This window comes from Actinomadura sp. NPDC048394 (assembly GCF_040651755.1).
Lineage (GTDB): Bacteria > Actinomycetota > Actinomycetes > Streptosporangiales > Streptosporangiaceae > Spirillospora > Spirillospora montaniterrae.
On record NZ_JBEZJL010000025.1, the window covers coordinates 1 to 22536 of the forward strand.

Annotated in this window: 18 protein-coding genes; 13 read left to right on the top strand and 5 right to left on the bottom strand. The window is 72.7% G+C overall.

Features of this window, described 5'->3' with window-relative positions; all coding sequences use genetic code 11:
* Nucleotides 1-263: 263 nt before the first annotated feature.
* The gene (locus AB0C78_RS19605; RefSeq protein WP_151540728.1) at nt 264-449 is read right to left on the bottom strand and encodes a DUF5703 family protein; all 186 of its coding nucleotides are present in this window, start codon (nt 447-449) and stop codon (nt 264-266) included.
* Between the two features lie 253 nt (nt 450-702).
* On the opposite strand from AB0C78_RS19605, the gene topA reads away from it, so the two are divergent.
* The 9 genes from topA to AB0C78_RS19650 all read left to right on the top strand — a co-directional run bounded on the left by topA (nt 703) and on the right by AB0C78_RS19650 (nt 12583).
* Nucleotides 703-3399: a type I DNA topoisomerase gene (gene topA / locus AB0C78_RS19610; RefSeq protein ID WP_360749716.1), complete on the top strand. Its 2697-nt coding sequence runs from the start codon at nt 703-705 to the stop codon at nt 3397-3399.
* 28 nt (nt 3400-3427) lie between these two features.
* A complete protein-coding gene (gene tmk, locus AB0C78_RS19615) occupies nt 3428-5545 on the top strand; it encodes a dTMP kinase (RefSeq protein ID WP_360749719.1) in 2118 nt (705 codons plus the stop codon).
* A gap of 43 nt (nt 5546-5588) precedes the next feature.
* The gene (locus AB0C78_RS19620; RefSeq protein ID WP_360749722.1) at nt 5589-6731 is read left to right on the top strand and encodes a DNA polymerase III subunit delta'; all 1143 of its coding nucleotides are present in this window, start codon (nt 5589-5591) and stop codon (nt 6729-6731) included.
* Nucleotides 6732-6983: 252 nt separating this feature from the next.
* Nucleotides 6984-8690, top strand: coding sequence for a S8 family serine peptidase (locus tag AB0C78_RS19625; RefSeq protein ID WP_360749725.1), 1707 nt, complete (start codon nt 6984-6986; stop codon nt 8688-8690).
* Nucleotides 8691-8758: 68 nt separating this feature from the next.
* Nucleotides 8759-9238 carry a low molecular weight protein-tyrosine-phosphatase gene (locus tag AB0C78_RS19630; protein ID WP_360749728.1) on the top strand — a complete coding sequence of 160 codons (480 nt, stop codon included), beginning with the start codon at nt 8759-8761 and terminating at the stop codon, nt 9236-9238.
* A 10-nt stretch (nt 9239-9248) separates the two neighbouring features.
* Nucleotides 9249-10109 (top strand): fructosamine kinase family protein, encoded by an 861-nt coding sequence (locus tag AB0C78_RS19635; protein WP_360749731.1) that lies wholly within the window; start codon nt 9249-9251, stop codon nt 10107-10109.
* 110 nt (nt 10110-10219) lie between these two features.
* Complete coding sequence (locus tag AB0C78_RS19640; RefSeq protein WP_360749734.1) at nt 10220-11275, top strand: hypothetical protein; 1056 nt, start codon at nt 10220-10222, stop codon at nt 11273-11275.
* Between the two features lie 58 nt (nt 11276-11333).
* Nucleotides 11334-12164, top strand: a complete 831-nt coding sequence (gene ricT / locus AB0C78_RS19645; protein WP_360749737.1) for a regulatory iron-sulfur-containing complex subunit RicT — start codon at nt 11334-11336, stop codon at nt 12162-12164.
* Between the two features lie 65 nt (nt 12165-12229).
* Nucleotides 12230-12583 (top strand): hypothetical protein, encoded by a 354-nt coding sequence (locus AB0C78_RS19650; RefSeq protein WP_360749740.1) that lies wholly within the window; start codon nt 12230-12232, stop codon nt 12581-12583.
* Between the two features lie 68 nt (nt 12584-12651).
* On the opposite strand, the gene AB0C78_RS19655 is transcribed toward AB0C78_RS19650, so the two are convergent.
* Nucleotides 12652-14082 (bottom strand): MFS transporter, encoded by a 1431-nt coding sequence (locus AB0C78_RS19655; RefSeq protein ID WP_360749743.1) that lies wholly within the window; start codon nt 14080-14082, stop codon nt 12652-12654.
* 152 nt (nt 14083-14234) lie between these two features.
* Between AB0C78_RS19655 and AB0C78_RS19660 the strand changes: the two genes are divergently transcribed.
* Entirely contained in the window at nt 14235-15056 is an 822-nt protein-coding gene (locus AB0C78_RS19660) for a GNAT family N-acetyltransferase (RefSeq protein ID WP_360749745.1), read from the top strand.
* 14 nt (nt 15057-15070) lie between these two features.
* On the opposite strand, the gene AB0C78_RS19665 is transcribed toward AB0C78_RS19660, so the two are convergent.
* The 3 genes from AB0C78_RS19665 to AB0C78_RS19675 form a co-directional block, all read right to left on the bottom strand.
* Nucleotides 15071-16189: an acyl-CoA desaturase gene (locus AB0C78_RS19665; protein WP_360749748.1), complete on the bottom strand. Its 1119-nt coding sequence runs from the start codon at nt 16187-16189 to the stop codon at nt 15071-15073.
* Between the two features lie 12 nt (nt 16190-16201).
* Nucleotides 16202-17449: a ferredoxin reductase gene (locus tag AB0C78_RS19670; RefSeq protein ID WP_360749751.1), complete on the bottom strand. Its 1248-nt coding sequence runs from the start codon at nt 17447-17449 to the stop codon at nt 16202-16204.
* Nucleotides 17450-17672: 223 nt separating this feature from the next.
* Complete coding sequence (locus tag AB0C78_RS19675; protein ID WP_360749754.1) at nt 17673-18425, bottom strand: DUF427 domain-containing protein; 753 nt, start codon at nt 18423-18425, stop codon at nt 17673-17675.
* A gap of 252 nt (nt 18426-18677) precedes the next feature.
* On the opposite strand from AB0C78_RS19675, the gene AB0C78_RS19680 reads away from it, so the two are divergent.
* The 3 genes from AB0C78_RS19680 to AB0C78_RS19690 are packed head-to-tail and all read left to right on the top strand — an operon-like array spanning nt 18678 to nt 21993.
* Nucleotides 18678-19889 carry an HlyD family efflux transporter periplasmic adaptor subunit gene (locus AB0C78_RS19680; RefSeq protein ID WP_360749757.1) on the top strand — a complete coding sequence of 404 codons (1212 nt, stop codon included), beginning with the start codon at nt 18678-18680 and terminating at the stop codon, nt 19887-19889.
* The gene (locus AB0C78_RS19685; RefSeq protein WP_360749760.1) at nt 19886-20692 is read left to right on the top strand and encodes an ABC transporter ATP-binding protein; all 807 of its coding nucleotides are present in this window, start codon (nt 19886-19888) and stop codon (nt 20690-20692) included. The genes AB0C78_RS19680 and AB0C78_RS19685 overlap by 4 nt, the downstream gene beginning before the upstream one ends.
* On the top strand, nt 20689-21993 hold the full coding sequence (locus tag AB0C78_RS19690) for an ABC transporter permease (protein WP_360749763.1): 1305 nt from the start codon (nt 20689-20691) through the stop codon (nt 21991-21993). The genes AB0C78_RS19685 and AB0C78_RS19690 overlap by 4 nt, the downstream gene beginning before the upstream one ends.
* Nucleotides 21994-22536: the final 543 nt, after the last annotated feature.

Sequence of the window (22536 nt, forward strand, 5' to 3'; positions counted from 1 at the left end):
CGGCGGGGGCCGCGGGGGGGCGCACACCCCCCGCCCGGCAGGCCCGTCCATGAACGCTTTGCCCGTCCCGGAGGCGCGGTCCGGGGCGGGCGAAGCCATTCCCGGCGAATATGATTACGGGACGTCATAGCATTCGCACGTAGTGCTACGCTCCGTCCGGGACTCGGCGGACCCGCCGCGAACGACCCCGGATCACCGGTGACGGGGGAAACGGAGCGAACCTCCGCGATCGGGCCGAACGGCCGGAACGCCCGGTGGGACCGTCAGAACGTGCGGACGGCGCGAATGACCTTGCGGCGCAGCTGAATACGGCGGCGGCCGTCCGGGTAGAGGCGCAACCGATCGATCTCCCAGCCGCCGTGTTCGGCGTGCTCGGTCAGGATCTGCCGGGCGGTGTCACGCGTGGTGCCGGCCGGCAGTGACAGGACGAGGTAGGTGTACTGCACCATTGCGACCATTATTACTTGGTGGACCGGGTGTTGTGCATCGTACGGTGGCGGCCCGGTCCGCACGGGGGGTGGCGGCATGTCATCCTGTCCGGAGGCGAGCGGCGGTCGAGGGGTTGCGCCCGCCACGGGCGGAGCGGAACCGAAGGGGCGGCATTGGGGCATCCGGGCATGAACCCGCCATCATGCGACGTTGTAGGAAGCCTGTGTAAGAAGAGCGTGAGCTAGAAGACCAGACAGCGAGGTTGGAGCGACTGTGCCAGCCAAGAACGGCACTGCGAAGAGTGGCCAGGCGAACGGCGCCGGCACGCGCCTGGTGATCGTCGAGTCGCCCGCGAAGGCGAAGACGATCGCGGGTTACCTGGGCCGTGGCTACATCGTGGAGTCCAGTATCGGCCATATCCGGGACCTGCCCGGGAGCGCCTCGGAGGTGCCGGCCAAGTACAAGGGCGAGCCGTGGGCGAAGCTCGGCGTGAACGTCGAGCACGACTTCGAGCCGCTCTACGTGGTCAACACCGACAAGAAGGCGCAGGTCGCCAAGCTCAAGAAGCTGCTGGCCGAGGCCGACGAGCTCTTCCTCGCGACGGACGAGGACCGGGAGGGCGAGGCGATCGCCTGGCACCTCCAGGAGGTCCTGAACCCCAAGGTCCCCGTCCACCGGATGGTCTTCAACGAGATCACCAAGGACGCGATCCAGCGCGCCGCCGCGAACCCCCGCCAGCTGAACATGCCGCTGGTGAACGCGCAGGAGACGCGCCGCGTCCTGGACCGCCTGTACGGGTACGAGGTCAGCCCCGTCCTGTGGAAGAAGGTCATGCCGAAGCTGTCGGCGGGCCGGGTGCAGTCGGTGGCGACGCGGCTGGTGGTGGAGCGGGAGCGGGAGCGGATCGCGTTCGTCCCGGCGCACTACTGGGACATCCTCGCCGAGTTCGACACCGGTAAGGAGGAGGAGCCCAAGGCGTTCAAGGCCGGGCTCGTCTCCGTGGACGGCAAGCGGGTCGCGCAGGGCCGCGACTTCGCGTCGGACGGCACGCTGAAGACCAAGGACACGCTGCACCTGGACGAGCCGTCGGCGCGCGCGCTGGCCGAGCGGTTGCGCGACAGGCCGTACGAGGTCAAGTCGGTCGAGTCCAAGCCGTACACGCGCAAGCCGTACCCGCCGTTCCGGACGACGACGTTGCAGCAGGAGGCCAGCCGCAAGCTGGGCTTCTCGGCGAAGTACACGATGTCGGTGGCGCAGAAGCTGTACGAGAACGGCTTCATCACCTACATGCGAACCGACTCGATCACGCTGTCGGAGACGGCGATCACGGCGGCGCGGCGGCAGGCGGCGACCCTGTTCGGCGGCGAGTACGTGCCGGACAAGCCGCGCGTCTACCAGTCGAAGGTGAAGAACGCGCAGGAGGCGCACGAGGCGATCCGCCCGGCGGGCGACAGCTTCCGGACGCCCGCCGAGACGGGCCTGTCCGGCGACCAGTTCCGGCTGTACGAGCTGATCTGGAAGCGGACGATCGCGTCGCAGATGAAGGACGCGGCGGGCCGCTCGGTGTCGATCCGGGTGACCGGTACGTCGACGCAGAACGAGCTGGCCGAGTTCGGCGCGACCGGTAAGACGATCACGTTCTACGGGTTCCTCAAGGCGTACGTCGAGAGCGCGGACGACCCGTCCACCGACCGCGACGACCAGGAGCGGCGGCTTCCGAACCTGGAGCAGGGCGACCCGCTGTCGGCGAACGCGGTGGACGCCGAGGGCCACTCGACCCGGCCGCCGGCCCGCTACACCGAGGCGAGCCTGGTCAAGGAGCTGGAGGAGCGGGAGATCGGCCGCCCGTCCACCTACGCCTCGATCATCGGCACGATCCTGGACCGCGGCTACGTGTTCAAGAAGGGCACGGCGCTCGTCCCGTCGTTCCTGGCGTTCGCCGTGGTGAACCTGCTGGAGCAGCATTTCGGGAACCTGGTCGACTACGACTTCACCGCGCACATGGAGGACGGTCTCGACGAGATCGCGCGCGGTGAGGCCGAGCGCGTCCGGTGGCTGACGCGGTTCTACTTCGGCGACAACGGTGAAGAGGGGCTCAAGGAGCTCACCGAGGACATCGGCGACATCGACGCCAAGGGGATCAGCTCGTTCCCGGTGAAGGGCTCCGACATCGTGGTCCGGGTCGGCCGGTACGGGTCGTACCTGGACCGGGACGGCGAGCGGGTCAACATCCCCGACGACATCGCGCCGGACGAGCTGACGGCGGAGAAGGCCGAGGAGCTGCTCGCGCAGCCGTCCGGCGACCGGGAGCTCGGCACCGACCCGGAGACCGGGCACATGATCGTGGCGAAGTCGGGGCGGTTCGGCCCGTACGTCACCGAGATCCTGCCGGAGGCCGCGCCGCCCGCCGAGGGCGAGAAGAAGAAGCGGACGAAGAAGGCCGACGCGCCGAAGCCGCGCACGGGCTCGCTGTTCAAGTCGATGTCGCTGGACACGATCACGCTGGACGACGCGCTGAAGCTGCTGTCGCTTCCGCGCACGCTGGGCGAGCTGGACGGCGAGCCGGTGACGGCGCAGAACGGCCGGTTCGGGCCGTACATCAAGAAGGGCACCGACAGCCGCTCGCTCGGGTCGGAGGAGGAGCTCTTCACCGTCACGCTGGAGCAGGCGAAGGAGCTGCTGGCGCAGCCGAAGCAGCGCGGCCGGCGGGCCGCCGCGGCGGCGCCGCTGCGCGAGCTCGGCAAGGACCCGGCGAGCGACAAGCCGGTGGTGGTGAAGGAGGGCCGGTTCGGCCCGTACGTCACCGACGGCGAGACGAACGCCAGCCTGCGCAAGGGCGACGAGGTCGAGTCCATCACGATTCAGCGCGCCGCGGAACTGCTCGCGGAACGGCGTGAGAAGGTGGCCGCGGGCGGCGGAAAGAAGAAGACGACGACCCGCCGCCGCACCTCTGCAAAGTCCGGCTCATAACGACATTCACGCCGATACCCTGACCGACATGACCAGAACGGACGCCACCCGGCCGCACCCCGCCGCGCCGCAGCCGGGTGCCTCGTCGCTCTCCGCCGCGGCGGCGCCGTTCCGGCGGCTCCGCACCGCGCTGTCGGTGTCCGGCCTGGGCCAGTGGCTCGCGGTGCCGGCGCTGTCGGCGATGGCGGTGCTGCCGGCGGACGACACCACGGCACGGCTCCGGGCCGTCGGCGGCGTGCTCGCGCTGCTGGTGCTGCCCGCGGTGCTGCTCGCGCCGCTCGCGGGGGCGCTCGCCGACCGGGTCGACCGGCGGCTGGCGCTGCTGATCGCCGACGGGCTGCGGTTCGTGGTCGTCCTGACGGTGCCGCTGGTGGACGCGCTGCCGTGGACGCTGGCGGCGTCCTTCCTGGTCGGCTGCCTGTCGCTGCTATGGACGCCGGCGGCGGCCGCGGCGCTGCCGGCGCTGGTGTCCGACGCGACCGTGAGCGCGTCCGCGGGCGGGGCCGTCGTGGCGCGCGGCGCCCCGGAGACCGACCTGCGCGCCGACGCCCGCCGCTCCGCGGCCCGCGCCGCGTTCGGCCCGGCGCCGTTCGCCGCGCTGGCGTTCGCGCTGCTCGCTGTGATCGCGAACGCGGCGCTCGGCGCGTCGCACCGCGCCGACCTCCCGCTGTACGCGGCGGCGGTGCTGTTCGTCGTCGCGGCGGCGCTGACGGCGCTGGTCAAGGAGGTCCCGGCGACGGAGCCGATCGCGGTTCCGGCGCCGCTGAAGCTGCTCTTCCAGGGGCCCGGGCTCGACCGGGCCGGCCACGGCCTCGGCCTGGCGGTCGGCGGCGCGGCGCTCGCCGCGGGCGCGATCGCCGCCGTCGCGCGGGTGCACACCGGCGAGCTCGGCGGCGGGGACGCGGGCTACGGCGCCGTCCTCACCGGACTGGCCGCCGGGCTGGCCTGCGGCCTGTTCCTCGGCCCGCGCGTCCTCGGCCCGTTCAGCCGCCGCCGGCTCCTCGGCCTCGCGGTGATCGCCGCCGCGCTGCTGCTGGTCGTGGCCGCGCTCGTGCGGAACCTCGTCGTCGTGGCGTTCGTGACGGCGTTCCTCGGCGTCGCCGCCGGCGCCGCGTGGTCCACCGCGTCCGCCGCCGTCCGCGGGTCCGATGACGAGGCGGGCGGCGAGCGGCCGCGCGCGTTCCTGCGGTCGATCGCGCTCGTCGCCGCGCTGGTCGCGGTCGCGGCCGTCCCGGCGGTCGCGGGCGCGCTCGGCACGCACCGGCTCGACGTCGGCGACGGCTACGACCTCGACGGCTCGATGGCCGCGCTGCTGATCGCCGCCGTCCTCGCCCTGATCGCCGGGGCCGTCGCCTACCGGCGGCTGGACGACCGGCGCGGCATCCCGCTCGTCGCGGACCTGCGGGCCGCGCTGCGCGGCGAGGTGTACGTCCCGCCGTCGCAGGTCGCCGAGCCGGAGCCGGTCCGCCGCGAGCGCGGCGTGTTCATCGCGTTCGAGGGCGGCGAGGGCGCCGGCAAGACCACGCAGGCGCGGCTCGCCGCGATCTGGCTGCGCGACCACGGCTACGACGTGATCACCACGCACGAGCCGGGCGCCACGAAGATCGGCATGCGGCTGCGCGCGATGCTGCTCGACCGGGACACCACCGGGCTGTCCGACCGGGCCGAGAGCCTGCTGTACGCGGCGGACCGCGCCGACCACGTCGCCAACGTGATCCGGCCCGCGCTGGAGCGCGGCGCGATCGTGGTGAGCGACCGCTACCTGGACTCGTCGCTGGCCTACCAGGGCTACGGGCGGCGGCAGCCGGTCGGCGACATCGCCCGCGTCAACGCGTGGGCGACCGGCGGCCTGCTGCCCGACCTGACCGTCCTGCTGGAGGTCCCGCCGGCGGACGGGCTGCGCCGGCTGTCGGCGCCCGCCGACCGCATCGAGTCCGAGCCGCAGGAGTTCCACGAGCGCGTCCAGGCCGGGTTCCGCGCGCTCGCCGAGGCCGACCCCGACCGCTACCTGGTGCTGGACGCGAGCCGACCGCAGGCCGAGCTGAGCCGCGAGATCCAGTACCGCATCCGCGAGATCCTCCCCGACCCGATCCCGGCCGGCACCGAGGACGCGACGAGCACCTTCCCGGCCATCACCGACGTCTAGCGACGCGTCCGCGCGAGGGCGGCGCAGCCCTTAGCCTGGTTCCATGAGCGTGTGGGATGACCTGGTGGGGCAGGCGCCGGTCGTCGAGCAGCTGTCGTCGGCGGCCGCGGGGACCGGCGGCGGCATGGCGCACGCCTGGCTGTTCACCGGGCCGCCCGGATCCGGGCGGGTGACCGCCGCGCGGGCGTTCGCGGCGGCGCTGCAGTGCACCGAGACGCCGCGCGGATGCGGGCACTGCGCGTCCTGCCACCAGGTCCTGCAGGGGACGCACGCGGACGTCGAGGTCGTCCGCCCGCAGGGGCTGTCGTTCGGGATCAAGGACGCCCGCGCGCTGGTGCTGCGGGCGTCGTCGTCGCCGAGCGGGAGCGGCTGGCAGATCGTGCTGTTCGAGGACGCCGACCGCGCCACCGAGGGCGCGGCGAACGCGCTGCTGAAGGCGATCGAGGAGCCGCCGCCGCGGACGGTGTGGCTGCTGTGCACGCCGTCCGCGGAGGACCTGCTCGTGACGATCCGGTCGCGGTGCCGGCAGGTGACGTTGCAGACCCCGCCGATCGCGGCGGTCGCGGACATGCTCGTCCTGCGCGACGGCGTCGACCGGGGCACCGCGGAGATCGTCGCGCGGGCCGCGCAGGGGCACATCAGCCGGGCGCGGCTGCTCGCGACGGACCCGCAGATGCGCCGGGTGCGCGACGGGGTGGTGGCGATCCCGCGCCGGCTGACCGGGGTGAGCCCGGCCGTCGCGGCGGCGGAGGTCCTGGTGAAGGCGGCGGAGGCCGAGCGCGACGCGCAGACGGTCGAGCTGAACGAGACGGAGACGTCGGCGCTGCGCAAGGCGCTGGGGGAGAGCGAGAAGGGCCGGATGCCGCGCGGGACGGCGGGCGCCCTGAAGGAGCTGGAGGGCCGGCAGAAGTCGCGGGCGACGCGGGTGATGCGCGACGCGCTGGACCGGACGCTGCTCGACCTCGCGTCCTATTACCGGGACGTGCTGACGCTCCAGCTCGGCGCGGGCGCCGACCTGGTCAACATCGAGCTGGCGCCGGAGCTGCGGACGGCGGCGTCGGCGGGCCGTCCGGAGGACACCCTGCGCCGCCTCGACGCGATCATGGAGTGCCGGGAGCGGGTCGCGGCCAACGTGAACCCGCAGCTGGCGTTCGAGGCGCTCACGCTCGCGCTGCGCACCGGCTGAGCGCTCACGCTCGCGCTGCGCACCGGCTGAGCGCTCACGCCCAGGCGCCGCTGCGCACCGGCTGAGCGCTCGCACCGAGTGGCCGCTGAGCGTCGGATGAGTGCCGCTATTCGACGGCTCGTCTGGGATTAACACAAGTCGTCCCTTTTTGTTACAACTCCGTACGCGTCTCTCAACAGACGCACCCGTACCGTCTGCTGGCCATAGCACGCCGAGAAAGGGCGAGCTCCCCCCATGGCCAGGAGGTCTGCTTTGCGGCGAGCCTTGATTTCCGCCGCGTGCGCCGTCGTCACCACGGCGGCGCTCGCGATTCCAGCGTCCGCGGCACCGGCCCAACCGCGGGCGAAAGGCGAGGCGTCGGAGTACGTCGTCCTCTACAAGGACGGCGTCTCCCTCGGCAAGGCCCACGACGCGGTGAAGGCGGCCGGCGGTTCGATCGTCCAGGAGAACACCGATGTGGGCGTCGCGACCGTCCGGTCCGCGAACCCGGCGTTCGTCCAGGCGGTGACGCGGCAGGGCGCCCTCGACGGCGCCGCGCACAACCGGGTCATCGGCGAGGCCCCGAAGGAGAAGAAGGCCGCCGCGAAGGTCGAGAAGACCGTCGGCGCGCAGGGCCCGGTGGCGGTGAAGGGCAAGCCGTCCAAGGACACCGAACCCCTCGCCGACCTGCAGTGGGACATGAAGCAGATCCACGCGACGGCGAACGGGTCGTACAAGGCGGAGCCGGGTTCCAAGAAGGTCCTCGTCGGCATCCTCGACACCGGCGTGGACGGGAACCACCCCGACATCAAGCCGAACTTCGACCGCAAGCTCAGCCGGAACTTCACGCACGACATTCCGTACGACGCCGACGGCAATGTGCTGGACGGCCCGTGCGAGTTCAAGTCGTGCGTCGACCCGGCGGACTGGGACGACAACGACCACGGAACGCACGTCGCGTCGGAGATCGCGTCCCCGCGGAACGGCCTCGGAATGGCGGGCGTCGCGCCGAACGTGACGCTGGTGAATCTGCGCGTCGGCCAGGACTCGGGGCAGTTCTACCTGCAGCCGACCGTCGACGGCCTCACCTACGCGGCGAAGCACGGCATCGACGTCGTGAACATGTCGTATTACATCGACCCGTGGCTGTGGAACTGCGCGAACAATCCGGCGGACAAGCCGGAGGACCAGCTCGAGCAGCGGACCATCATCGAGGCGACGCAGCGGGCGCTGGACTTCGCGCACCGGCACGGCGTCACGCTGATCTCGGCGGCGGGCAACGACTTCGTCGACTACACCAAGACCAACATCGACGACACGAGCCCCGACTTCCCGTCCTACCCGGGCGAGAAGCCGTACGAGCGGACGATCCCGGCGAGCTGCCAGTCGATGCCGTCCGAGGGCGAGCACGTCATCGCGATCTCGGCGACCGGGCCGAGCACCCGCAAGTCGTACTACAGCAGCTTCGGCAACGGGTACGTGGCGGTGGCCGCGCCCGGCGGCGACAAGGTCGACAACGCCGACCAGCGGCCGGACGACCGCGGCGGCATCTGGGCCGCCTACCCCGAGCGCCTCGCCAAGGAGCGCGGCGAGCTGAACGCGGACGGCACGCCGAAGGTGTCGTACGTGATCCGCAGCTGCAAGGGCAAGACGTGCGCCTACTACCAGTCGCTGCAGGGCACGTCGATGGCGTCCCCGCACGCGGTGGGCGTCGCCGCGCTCATCATCAGCAAGTACGGGCACCGCGACCGCGGCACCGGCGGCCTCACCCTCGACCCGGACTTCGTCGAGTGGAAGCTGCGCGGCAGCGCCACGCCCAAGGCGTGCCCGAGCCCGAGCACCGTCGAGTACACCTGGTACACGCAGGTCGACGGCAAGTGGGTGAAGCACACCTCCACGCAGACCTGTGAAGGCTCCAAGGAGCAGAACGGGTTCTTCGGCAACGGCATCGTGGACGCGCTCCACGCCGTCCAGCGGTAACCGCCTCCCGGCACGCGGCCCCCGGTCCCTCCCGGCCGGGGGCCGCGCTCATTGGGCATGATGGGGCCATGCCGTACCGAGTCACTTTCGTCTGCACGGGGAACATCTGCCGCTCGCCGATGGCGGAGGCGATCCTGCGCCACCATGTCGAGGAGGAGGGCCTGGACGTCGAGGTCGACAGTTCCGGCACCGGCAACTGGCATGTGGGCGACGGCGCGGACGAGCGGACGATCGCGGCGCTGGACCGGGCCGGGTACCGGTCGGCGCACATCGCCCGCCAGTTCGAGGACAGCTGGTTCGACCGCTACGACCTGATCCTGGCGCTGGACGAGGGGCACCGGCGGGCGCTGCGGTCGATGGCGCCGGACGACGAGGCGCGGGCGCGGATCCGGCTGCTGCGCGAGTTCGACCCGGAGGCGGGCGCCGACCTGGACGTCCCCGACCCGTACTACGGCGGCCGCGCCGACTTCGACCTGGTGCTGGAGCAGGTGGAGGCGGCGATCCCGGGCCTGCTGGAGGAGATCCGGGCCGGGCTGAAAGCCGCCTGACATGCCTGACATGCCTGCCGTGCCCGGTGTGCGGGAGCGCGTGGAGCGGCTGCTGGGGAGCCCGGTGGAGTCGGTCGCCGGGCTCGGCTCCAGCCACGCGTGGACGCTGCACCGCGCGTCCCTCGCCGGCGGGCGCGAGGTGTTCGTGAAGGCCGCCCCCGACCAGGCGGGCGTGTTCGCGGCGGAGGCGGCCGGCCTGCGCTGGCTGGGGGAGGCGGGGCCCGGCACGCCCGTCCCGGACGTCCTCGCGGCGGACGACCGCATGCTCGTGCTGCCGTGGCTGCCGTCCGCCTCGCCCACGCGGGACGCCGCCGAGCGGTTCGGGCGCGAGCTGGCCGCCCTGCACACCCGCGCCCGCCCGGACGTCTACGGCGCGCCCTGGGACGGGTTCATCGCCGACCTGCCGCTGGACAACACCCTCGACGATCGCGGCTGGCCGCGCTGGTACGCCGAGCGCCGCCTCGAACCGTTCCTGCGCCGCGCCGAGCGGCACCTGTCGCCGGACGACGTCCGGCTCGTCGAACGGGTCATCGACCGCGTCGAGGACATCGCGGGCCCGCCGGAGCCGCCGAGCCGTATCCACGGCGACCTGTGGTCGGGGAACGTCCAGTGGACGGACGGCCGGGCGGTGCTGATCGACCCGGCGGCGCACGGCGGCCACCGGGAGACGGACCTGGCGATGATGGCGCTGTTCGGGACGCCGTACCTGGACCGGATCCTCGCCGCCTACGACGAGGCGGCGCCGCTCGCCGACGGCTGGCGCGACCGCGTCCCGCTGCACCAGCTGCACCCGCTCCTCGTCCACGTGGCGCTGTTCGGCGGCTCGTACCGCGACTCGGCGGTGGAGGCGGCGCGGTCGGCGCTGGGCTGACATTACGGTCGGGCCCGCCCATCCACTAGGGTCGTTCCGCCTCGCGGCGCCCGGCTCGGACTCGAAGTGGTAACTCCGCCCGTCCCGGCGGATGCCGCGCGGTATATCAGATGCCGAGCAGCGGAGAGGCGGTGCGGACCGACCCCATGGACGGCGGGAACGGCGAGGGCAGGACCGGGATCCGGTTCCGGGAGGTGTGGCGGACCGCCCTGCCGGTCGGCGTCGCCGCGGCCGCGGCGCTGTTCGCCGGCGGCAGCGTCGACCTGGTCCACCGGCACCAGCGCGAGGCGAACAAGAAGCACGACGCGGAGGCGGCCGCCGCCGACACCACGCCGGCCGGCCCGCGCGCCGTCGTCGGCGTCACCCGCACGGGCACCGCGCTGACCGTCCGCGACGCCCGCACCGGCGGCGCCCTCGGCCTGCCCGTCGCCGCCCCGGACGGGCGCCGGTTCCACCGCGTCGCGGGCGACGGCGACACCTACGTCGTCGCGTCCTACGGCGCCGGGAAGGTCACGTTCCAGCGGCTCAAGCTCGCCGCCGACGGGCATCCCGAGTCCCTCACCGAGATCCCCGCCGCGACGATCCCCGGCGTCTCCACGGCATGGTCGGACCTGGCCGTGTCCGCCGACGGCGACCGCATCGCCTACGTCACCTACAAGGGCGCCCGCGCGCGCGTCGACGTCGTCTCGGCCCGCACCGGCGCCCGCAAGACGTGGACGACCCGCTACTCCGCCCGCGTCAGCAGCCTCTCCTGGGCCGGTGACACCCTCGCGTTCGTCTGGAACCCCGTCCGGCGCGCGCGCGGCACGTACACCGAGGTCCGCCACGAATTCCGCACGCTGGACACCAGCGGCGCCGCGGGCGACCTCAAGGCCAGCAAGGCCGTCACCGCCCTGCCCAAGGGCACGACCAGCGCGGTCGTCACCCGCGACGGGAAATCCGTCGTCGCGGGCGTCGTCTCGCACTCCGTCGCGTCCGTCCAGGCGTACTCGGCGGCCACCGGCCAGCCGACCAAGACCGTCTGGAAGCAGCGGCTCAACGGCCGGATCACCGGCCTCGACGCGGGCGAGAAGGGCAGGCTGCTGATCGCCGGCAGCGACGGGCGCCTCTACGCCGAGGGCGCCGGCACGCTCCCCGGGACGGATCTCGCCGACGCCGCCTGGTGATCTTCGCCCGGGTCCGCCGTACAGTGGACGCACGAAACCGGGCGAACGGAGCGAAACCATGGGCATGGTGATGGCCGTCAGCTTCACCCGGTACGGCCGGCTCTACTACCTGGACCCGGGCCCGCACACCCCGAAGGTCGGCGACAAGGTCCTCGTCCCGACCGACGCGGGCCCCGAGGTCGCCGAGTGCGTGTGGGCGCCGCAGTGGGTCTCCGACGACATCGGCGGCCTGCCCGAATGCGCGGGCCCCGCGACCGACGAGCACCTCGCCCGCGACGACGCGAACCGCCGCCGCCGCGCCGAGGGCCGCTCGATCGCCAAGCGCCTCATCCGCAAGCACGAGCTCCCCATGAAGGTCATCGGCGTCGACTACCTCGACACCGACAACGTCTTCAAGATCTACTTCACGGCGCCGCACCGGGTCGACTTCCGCGCCCTGGTCCGCGACCTCGCCCGCAACATCAAGGCCCGCGTGGAGCTCCGCCAGGTCGGCCCCCGCGACGAGGCCCGCCTCCAGGGCGGCATCGGCCCCTGCGGCCGCGACCTGTGCTGCGCCACCTTCCTCAAGGACTTCGAGCCCGTCTCCGTCCGCATGGCGAAGGAGCAGGACCTCCCCGTCAACCCCCTGCGCATCGCCGGCGCCTGCGGCCGCCTCATGTGCTGCCTCAAGTACGAGCACCCGCTCTACACCGAGTTCAAGGAGAAGGCGCCGCGCCTCGGCGCGAAGGTCTCCACCCCCGAGGGCGACGGCCAGGTCATCGGCTACAACGTGCCGGGCGACCGCATCACGGTGAAGGTCGGCTCCCGCCGCTGCTCCTGCCCGTCCGCCTCCGTCTGCTCCCCCCGCCAGCAACACGACGCCCACTACAACACCCCCACCGAAGACTGAAGCCTCGGCACGAACGCGGCGGCGACCAAGGGCCCCGCGGGCCCGACGCACTGGGAGAGCAGGCTATGGCGCTCTGGGTGATGTTCTCCGAGCTCGGTCTCATCGAACTGCTGGCGTTGCGCGAGGGAAAGCGGCTGGGCTACGGGGCCTCCCTCGCGTACGGCCTGATCTGGGTCGCCGTCGCCCTGGGATGGCTGGCCGTGGCCCACGTCAAGATGGGCCTCTCGGGAGAGAAGGCCGCGATGATCCCGGCGATCGCGCTGACCTGGCTGATCGTGTGCACCCTCGGGCGGCCCCTGCTCATCTTCGACCTGGCGGGCGGCACGGAGGCTCCGCGCGGGCTCGCCGGCCGCGTCCTCATCAACCAGCTCCTCTTCATGACGGGGATCATCGTGATCATCGTCGTCGCCTCGCTGTGACCCCGTGCCCTCCGGCATGCGGGCGCCCCGGCGGGCGGGCGCCGGGGCGGGTGGGGTGAGGGTGTGGGTCATGGGCGGGGCGGCTTGGGGAGGAGCTGGGCGAGGGCGGCGGTGGTGGTGCAGAAGCCGATGATCGGCAGGAGGCCCGCCTTGAAGGCGTCCGCGACGTCGGCCGGGACGGGGTGGGCGCCGAGGACGTCGTAGAAGACGATCCCGACGACCGCGACCCCGATCGCGCCGCCGACCTGCTGGAACGTCGACAGGACGCCTGCCGCCGACGCGGCGTGCCGCTCGCCGACGCCGGCGAGCACGAGCGCCGACATCGGGGCGAGGACGAAGCCCATGCCCGCGCCGGCGAGGGCGAGGCCGGGGATCAGCCAGGCGACGCCGCCGTCCTGGGCGATGCCGTCGATCAAGAGCAGGCAGCCGACGGCCTGGACGGCGGCGCCGAGCGCGAGGACCTGCCGGCCGATCCGGGCGGCGACGGCGCCGGCGCGGGTCGACGCGGCGAAGTAGCCGGCGCCGAGGGCGGTGAACAGCAGGCCCGACTGCAGGGCGCTGAGGCCGCGTCCCTGCTGCAGGTAGAGCGCCAGGTAGAGGAAGAACGAGGCCATCGCGAGCTGGTAGGCGAGGGCGATGCCGACGCCGACGGTGAACGCGCGCTCCCGGAACAGCGCCGGAGCGATCAGCGGTGCGGCGCTGCGCCGCTGCCACAGCGCGAACGCGGCGAGCAGGACGGCCGAGCCGGCGAACGAGAACCAGGTCCATTCGGGCCAGCCCAGCCGGCGTCCCTCGATCAGCGGCAGGACGAGCGCGACGAGGCCGAGCGTGACCAGCGCGGTCCCGGTGATGTCGAGCCGGGTGCCGCGGGCGGCGGGGGTGGCCGGGACGGTCCGCCGGACGAGCGCGACGGTGGCGGCGCCGATCGGGACGTTGATCAGGAAGATGCTCCGCCAGCCGCTGCCGAGGACGTCCGCCTGGATCAGCGCACCGCCGATGAGCTGGCCGAACACGCCGCCGAAGCCCATCGTGAGGCCGTAGGCGGTGAACGCGCGGACGCGCGCCGCGCCCTCGAACGCGCCGTTGATGATGCCGAGCACCTGCGGCATCAGCATCGCCGCGGCGATGCCCTGCGCCACCCGCGAGGCGATCAGCGCGCCCGGCGTCGGGGCGAGGCCGCAAGCCAGGGACGCGGCGGTGAACGCGGTGAGCCCGGCGGCGTACATCCGGCGGCGGCCGACCAGGTCGCCGAGCCGCCCGCCGGTGATCAGCCCGCCGCCGAGCGCGAGCCCGAACCCGGCGACGACCCACTGCGTGGCGGCGGTGCCCGCGTGCAGGTCGCCCTGGATGTCGGGGATCGCGACGTTGACGATGAAGAAGTCGAGGGTGGTGATGAAGATGCCGACGAGCAGGACCAGCAGCCCGGCGGCCGGTGCGGCGTGCGCGGGCGCGCCGTCCTGCGGCCGCCGGCCCGCCTGCGGTGTCGCGGTGGTGGACAAGGGATCTCCCCGGTTCGTTCGTCTCGGTGCGTGCACCATGACGATCTCCCGCGGGCGGTCATCGGGTCGATGACGTCAGGGGTAATGCGGCAGGTGAGGAGCCGGGTAATTCCCTTGTGCGCAGGTCCGCGGCCGCCCTAGCGTCCCGTCCCATGGACGCACCGGTGCGGCGGCTCTCGATCGACGACCTTCCCGCATGCCAGCGGCTCGCCGAGGACCGCGAGTGGGGGAGGGAGGACCGCAAGTGGCGCTTCCTCTTCTCGGTCGGCGACGTCTACGGCGTCGACGACGGGAACGGCGGCCTCGCCGCGACGGTGGTGTCGACCCCGTACGGCAAGGACGTCGCGGCGATCAGCATGGTGCTGGTCGCGAAGCGCCATGAGCGGCGCGGCCTCGGCGCCCGGATCATGCGGCACGCGATGGACGAGGCGGGGACGGCGAGCCTCTGCCTGACCGCCACGGAGATGGGCCGTCCGCTGTACGAGCGTCTGGGCTTCCGGTCGGTGGGGTCGTGCACCACATACACGGGCGAGGTCGATGGGCCGTCGGGGCATGGTGCGTCCGTGCCCGCGACGCCCGCGGACATGCCCGCCGTCCACGCGCTCGACACCGAGGTCTTCGGCGCCGACCGGGCCCAGGTCGTGGACGGACTGCCGGCGTTCTGCGAGACCTTCAACGTCGTCCGCGACGGGTCCGGCATCGCGGGTTTCGGGGGCGTCTGGCGGAACGACGGGCAGGCCCTCGTCGGGCCCGTCGTGGCCCGCGACGCGGGGACCGCCCTGTCGCTCCTGGACGAGATCGTCCCGCCGGGGCCGGTGCGCCTCGACATCGACCACCGGCACCCGGAGCTGGTCGCGTGGGCGGAGAAGCGCGGGCTGAGCCCGTTCTTCTCCACCACGGTCATGGAGTACGGCGAGCCGATCGCGAACGACCCCGCCCGGCTGTTCCTGCCGGTCGCCCAAGCCCTCGGCTAGGCGGCGACGGTCGGCTAGGCGGCGACGGGTTCGCGGGCCGGGGGCGTCGGGGCAGGCTTCGGCTTCGGGGCGCCGCCCGGAAGGGCGTAGCGGAAGATCTTCTTCCAGGTGCTCGTGACCTGCTTCGTCAGCGAGCCGGTGTGGTACGGCAGGCCGTACCGGGCGCACAGGTCGCGGACGCGCGGGGCGATCTCCGCGTACCGGTTGCTGGGGATGTCCGGGAACAGGTGGTGCTCGACCTGGTGGCTGAGGTTGCCGGTCATCAGGTGGAACAGCGGGCCGCCGGTGATGTTGGCGGAGCCGAGCAGCTGCCGGACGTACCACTCGCCGCGGGTCTCCTCGTCGAGCGGGTAGTCCTCCTCGAACACGTCGATGTCGCCGGGGAAGTGCCCGCAGAAGATGATCATGTGGGCCCAGACGTTGCGGACCACGTTCGCGGTGAAGTTCGCGGACAGCGTGGACAGGAACTGCGGCCCGCTGAGCAGCGGGAACGCCAGGTAGTCCTTGCCCCACTGGCGGCGGATCTTGCGCCCGATCGCGCGCAGCTTCGCCTTCGTCGCCTCCTCGTCGTGGGTGCCCTCGCGGATCTTGTCGATCTCCAGGTCGTGCAGCGCGACGCCGTACTCGAAGAACATCGCCAGCAGCACGTTGTAGAGCGGCTGCGGGACGTTCCCCCAGCTCCACGGCTGCTCGGGCGCGACGCGCAGGATGCCGTAGCCGACGTCGTTGTCCTTGCCGAGGACGTTGGTGAAGGTGTGGTGGACGAAGTTGTGCGAGTGCTTCCACTGCTCGGCGGGGGAGACGTTGTCCCACTCCCAGGTCGTCGAGTGGATCTTCGGGTCGCGCATCCAGTCCCACTGGCCGTGCATGACGTTGTGCCCGATCTCCATGTTCTCCAGGATCTTCGCGACGGCGAGGGTCGCGGTCCCGGCGAGCCAGGCGGGCGGCAGCGCGGACGCCATCAGCAGCGCGCGGCCGCCGATCTCCAGGCCGCGCTGCCAGCGGATCACCTTGTGGATGTAGTCGGCGTCGCGCTCGCCGAGGTCGGCGGTGACCTCCTCGCGGAGGGCGTCGAGCTCGCGGGCGATCGCGGCGTAGTCGGCGGGGGTCAGGTGGTCGGTCGTTGCGGGCATCGTCGGTCCCTTTCAGAGTTCGATGTCGACGGGGCCGGCGGCGGCCGAGACGCAGGTCTGCACGATCTGGCCCTCCTCGCCGTGCACCTCGCCGGTGCGCAGGTCGCGGACCCGGCCGGAGCGGAGGCGGCCGACGCAGCTGTAGCAGATGCCCATCCGGCAGCCGCTCGGCAGCAGCGCGCCCGCGCGCTCTCCGGCGTCCAGGAGCGGCGTGCTCCCGTCGGCGTCGGTCTCGACGCCGCTCTCACTGAACCGGACGCGCCCGCCCTCGCCGCCCGTCCCCGCCGCCAGCGCGGGACGGAACCGCTCGACGCGCAGCCGGTCCTCGATCCCGGCGGCGCGCCAGTGCGCGGCGAGGCCGTCGAGCATCTCGGACGGCCCGCAGGCCCAGGCGTCCCGTTCCGCCCAGTCGGGGCAGAGCCCGGCGATGCCGGACGGTTCGAGGCGGCCGGCGGTGGACGTGTGCCGCTCGTGCAGCCGAATCCCGGGCATCCGGCGCAGTTCGTCGCCGAAGATGACGTCGCCGGCGTGCCGGTCGGAGTGGACGAGCACGATGTCGGGCGCGTCCTCGGCGGCGGTGAGGTGCCGGAAGGCGGTGAGGTGCCGGAGCATCGCCATGACCGGCGTGATCCCGCTGCCCGCCGTGACGAACAGCAGCCGGGACGGCACCGGCGACGGGAGCGTGAAGTCGCCGTCGGCCGCGCCGAGCCGGACGATCGCGCCCGGCCGGATCCGGTGCACGAGGTGCGCGGACACGAAGCCGTCCCGGCCCGCCTTGACCGTGATCGTGATGCGGCCGTCCGGCCGGGGCGGGGACGACAGCGAGAACGTGCGCCAGTGCCGGACGCCGCCGATGTCCACGCCGATCCTCACCCACTGGCCGGGGCGGTGGCCGCGCCAGGCCGTCCCGGGCCTGATCACCAGGGTGGCGGCGCCGGGCGCCTCGTGCCGCACCGCCTCGACCCGGCCGCGCGGTTCGGCGGTGGACCACAGCGGGTTGAGCAGGCCGAGGTAGTCCTCCGGGAGCAGCGGTGTCGTCAGCAGGCGCGCGGCGGCGGCGAGCCGTCCGCCGGCGCGGAACCGCGGCCTCGCCGCGGACCGGGGCTCGGTCGCGGACCGGGGCTCGGTCGCGGACCGGGGCTCGGCCGTGGACCGGGGCTCGGCCGTGGACCGGGGCTCGGCCGTGGACCGGGGCTCGGCCGTGGACCGGGGCCGGGTCGTTCCGGACCGTTCCGGCCGCGCTGAGAGTGCAGGGGTCAAGGGTGCCTCCCCGTCGGCGCGCTTAACTTACGCTTTAGTAACCTACGGTTACGTAGCCGTAGGGAGGTCGCAAGCCCTGCCGGGCGAAAGCGACAGGCATCACACCATCGCATGATGTTCCATCCGATGGTGTAATGCCTGGTGACAACTTCAGCGCTCGGATTTGGGTTGGCCGCTAACCCTCCTTAGCCGGACGACGAGACGCGCCCCGGACCGTCCGGCCTCAGAAACGCGACTTCGGCCGCTCCTGCAGCACCCCGTCCACGAAGATGTCGACCTTCTCGCTGTAGAAGCACACCAGCCCCGCCACCTTGCGGGATTCCTCCAACGGCGTCGGGTACGACCAGGCGAGATCCTCGTGGACCTTGCCGTTCGCCCGCACCGACCAGTACTCCGCCGTGCCCTTGTACGGGCAGTGGGTCGCGGTGTCGGTGTGCTCTAGCAGATCCATCCGGACGTGCGTCTTCGGCAGGTAGTACCGCACCGGAAGACCCGTCTCGAACAGCAACCTGGGGCTCGACGACTCCGCCACCGTCACGCCGTCCACCTCCACCCGCACGCGCCGGGAACTCGCCAGCACGTCCACGCGCGTGTACGGGTTGCGCGGATGGACGAACACCTCCTCGTCCTCCTCGAACCAGGCGTCCATCGCGTCCCACTCCAGCCGGACGAGCCCGCGCAGCTCCTCGACCGGCGAGTCGAGGTAGCGCAGCGCCGCGCCCGGAGCCTCCGCGCCGTCCACCTTCACCGTGTACGCCGTCGCGTCGCCGCGGCTCGGCGAGTGCTTGCCCGGGCCGTCCTCGACGAGCTCGGCCCGCACGTCCGCCGCGGGAATGTAGTACGCCGGGTAGTAGGGGATCTCCCATACGAGAACCGGCGCGGTGGTGTCGGCCACCAGGTTGCCGCCGAGGTACGCCCGGATGCGCTTGCCGCCCTGCTCGATGCGGACGCGGGTCCGCTCCTTCGCTGCACTCATGTCTGGGCCAACCGCCCCCGCCGCGCCCCTATTTCGGCCGCTTGCGGACGCCCGCGACGTCACCCCGCGACGTGTCGCGCGACAGCGACGTGTCGCGGGACGGCTACGTGGCGCGGGGCGGCTACGTGGCGCGGGACGGCGACCCTTGTACCTGCCCACACGAGACCGTCCTGTCACACCGGTCCCGGCTCTCTCATCCAATTCTCATATTCACCTCACGAGAGCCCCATGCGCGACCAAGAGCCTTCTCGCATGAAATGGCCGTTCCAACGCCGGACCACGCTCATCAACGGCGCCCTCGGCGTGCTGCTGGTGGCCGGGGCCGGCACCGCATATCTCACCCTCGGCGACGGAGGTGACGGCGCCGCGGCGGCCACCCGGGTCACGCGGGTGGAGCGCGGCACGGTGTCGGCGTCGGTCTCGGCGTCCGGCTCGGTGGAGAGTGCGCGCACCGGCGACCTGTCGTTCGGCACGTCCGGCACGGTCGCCAAGATCTACGTCAAGGCGGGCCAGAAGGTCGTCGCCGGCGCCGTCCTCGCCCGGCTCGACCAGACCGAGGCGCTCGAGAACATCGACGAGGCCAAGGCCAACCTGGAGGCCGCCGAGGACGGCGACACCACGTCCGCCAAGGGCTACGCCAGCTACCTGCAGGTGAAGAACGCCTACAACTCCGCGCTGCGCGCCTACCAGGGCACCGTCCTGAAGGCCCCGTTCGCCGGCACCATCACCGCCGTCAACGGAACCGTCGGCGGCAGCTCCGGCGGGTCCGGGTCGTCGTCGACGGGGTCGGGCTCGTCCGGTTCCGCGTCGTCCGGATCGTCGGGCGCGGGGGCGTCGGGCGGTGGCGGGTCGGGTTCGTCGTCCTCCTCGTCGTCGTCGGGGTCGTCATCCTCGTCCGGGTCCGGGTTCATGGAGCTCGTCGACACCAAGCACCTGCAGATCGAAGGCGACTTCACCGAGGCCGACACCACCAAGCTCAAGGTCGGCCAGACCGCGTCCATCTCCTTCGACGCCCTCACCGGCAAGACCGCCACCGGCAAGATCACCTCGATCGGGCTGTCCCCGACCACCACCGACAACGTGGTCAAGTTCCCCGCGACGATCTCGCTCACCAAGGTCCCGTCCGGGGTCCGGCTCGGCCAGACCGCCACCGTCGAGATCACCACCGCGTCCGCCGACGACGTCCTGTACGTGCCGACCGCCGCCGTCAAGACCGCCGGCGGGCAGAGCACCGTCACCGTCGTCCGCAACGGCAAGCAGAGCACCGTCACCGTCGAGACCGGCGTGAAGGGCGACCAGGGCACCGAGATCACCTCCGGCCTCAACGAGGGCGACCAGGTCGTCGTCACCTCCACGAGCACCGGAAGCAGCGGTACCACCCAGCGCGGCGGTCTCCCCGGAGGCGGCGCCGGACCCGGCGGCTTCGGCGGCGGCGCACCGGGCGGCGGCGGGGGCCGCAGGTGATCCCCGACCCCCGGCAGGACGGCCCCAAGCCCGTCCTCAGCATCCGCGACGTCGGCAAGGTCTACGGTGAGGGCGACACCGCCGTGCACGCGCTGCGCGGCGTTACCCTCACCGTCGAGGCCGGCGACTACGTCGCGATCATGGGCGCGTCCGGATCCGGCAAGTCCACCCTGATGAACATCATCGGCTGCCTGGACGTGCCGACCGCCGGCCGCTACCTCCTCGACGGCATCGACGTCGGCGCCCTCGACGAGCGCCGCCTCGCCATCCTCCGCAACCGCCGCATCGGGTTCATCTTCCAGTCCTTCAACCTCATCCCCCGGATGACCGCGCAGGCCAACGTCGAACTCCCCCTCGCCTACGGCGGCGTCAAAGGCCCCGAACGCCGCCGCCGCGCCCTCGCCGCCCTCCGCGAGGTCGGCCTCGCCGACCGCACCCGGCACGAACCCAACGAACTGTCCGGTGGGCAGCAGCAGCGCGTCGCCGTCGCGCGCGCGCTCGTCACCGCCCCCACCCTGTTGCTCGCCGACGAACCCACCGGCGCCCTCGACAGCGGCTCCACCGCCGACGTCCTCGCCGTCTTCGACCGGCTCAGCCTCGCCCGCCGCACCATCGTCGTCATCACCCACGAGGACGACGTCGCCGCGCACGCCAAACGCGTCGTCCGCCTCGTCGACGGCCGCGTCGTCGACGACGTCCGCCGCGCCCCCGTCGCCGGCCCGCCGCCCGCCGCGTCCTGGACCACGCAGGGCGCGTCCTGGACCTCCGAGGACGCGCCCTGGACCTCGGAGGGCGCCCGGTGAGCCCCCTGGAGATCCTGCGGTTCGCGCTGCGCGGGCTGTCCGCGAACAAGCTGCGCAGCTCCCTGACCACCCTCGGCATCCTCATCGGCGTCGGCGCCGTCATCCTGCTCGTCGCCGTCGGCAACGGCTCGTCCGAGCAGATCAAGAAGAGCATCCAGCGGCTCGGCGCCGACTCCCTCACCGTCACCAAGTCGACGACCGGGAGCGGCGGCGGACGCGGCGGCTTCGGCGGCGGCGGCCCGGGCGGGGGCGGTTTCGGTGGCGGCGGCTTCGGCTCGCAGTCCGGGCAGAGCTCCGGACCCCGCACCCAGGCCCACGACCTCACCACCCAGGACGCCGCCGCGCTGGTCAGCGCGTCCGACGCCCCGTCCGTCAAGAGCGCCTCCCCGGTCGTGACCAGCCAGTCCGTCACCGCCGGCTACGAGGGCACCAGCGCCACCATCAACCAGTTCGTCGGCACCACCCCCACCTACTTCGCCGCCGCGAACAAGACCGTCGCGTCCGGCACCGCCTTCACCGCCGCCGACGTCACCGCCGCGAACAAGACCGTCGTGCTCGGCAGCACCACCGCCTCCGACCTGTTCGGACGCGTCAGCCCCCTCGGCAAGAAGATCGACGTCGGCGGGATCCGCTTCACCGTCGTCGGCGTCCTCAAGGCGACCGGCTCGTCGTCCTCCAGCTTCTCCGACCCCGACAGCATCGCGATCGCGCCGCTGCCCGCCGTGCAGGAGTCCCTCACCGGCTACGGCGCCCTCGACCAGATCATCGTCCAGGCCAAGGACTCCGGCGCCGTCGACTCCGCGCAGGCCGAGATCACCCAGATCCTCGGCCAGCGGCACGACATCGCCTCGTCCGGCACCGCCGACTTCACCGTCTCCAGCCAGGCCAGCGTCCAGTCGGCGGTCTCGGAGTCGAACAAGACCTTCACCGTCCTGCTCGGCGCCGTCGCCGCGATCAGCCTCCTCGTCGGCGGCATCGGCATCACCAACATCATGCTGGTCACCGTCACCGAGCGGACCCGCGAGATCGGCATCCGCAAGGCCATCGGCGCGCCCCGCGGCGCCATCCTCGGCCAGTTCATCGCCGAGGCCACCGTCCTGTCCCTCATCGGCGGCGTCCTCGGGGTCGCCGCGGGCGTCGTCGGCAGCCTCTTCACGATCGTCGGCGTCAAGCCCGTCCTGGTGCCGTCGTCGATCGTGCTGGCCCTGGCCGTCTCGGTCGCGATCGGCCTGTTCTTCGGCAGCTACCCGGCCAACCGCGCCGCGAAGCTCCGCCCGATCGAGGCGCTCCGCCATGAGTGACCGACCAAGGAACCGCCCATGTCCCGCAGACGCCGCAAACCCACCCGCCCCAACCCCGGCGCCCCACCACCCAACACCCGGCCGCAAGCCGAGCCCCGCAACCGCCCACCAACAGGCCCCGCCGCCCCGAGCACCCCACCCCCGTCCGACCGCACTTGGCCGAGCGCAGAGCCCAGCGATCGATCACCAGCAGGCCCCGCCACCCCGAGCACCCCACCGCCCGGGCACACTCGGCCGCGAGCCGAGCCCGGCGACCGACCAGGAGCAGGCCACGCGCCCCCGAGCATCCCACCACCGCCCGGCCGCGCCCGGTCGCGAGCCGTGCCCGGCGACCGATCAGCAGCAGGCCACAGCACCCCGAGCGCCCCGCCACCGCCTCGGCACACGCCGGGCGACCGATCGATGGCGGGAGGCGCGGACCCGAACGGCCCCGGATCGCCCCGGGACACGCCGCCCGCCGACGTCCCCGACGCCGGACGGACCGAGCAATGGATGTCGCCGGGCTTCGACGGAGAGGAGGCGCGGATGAGCGTTTCAGGGCAC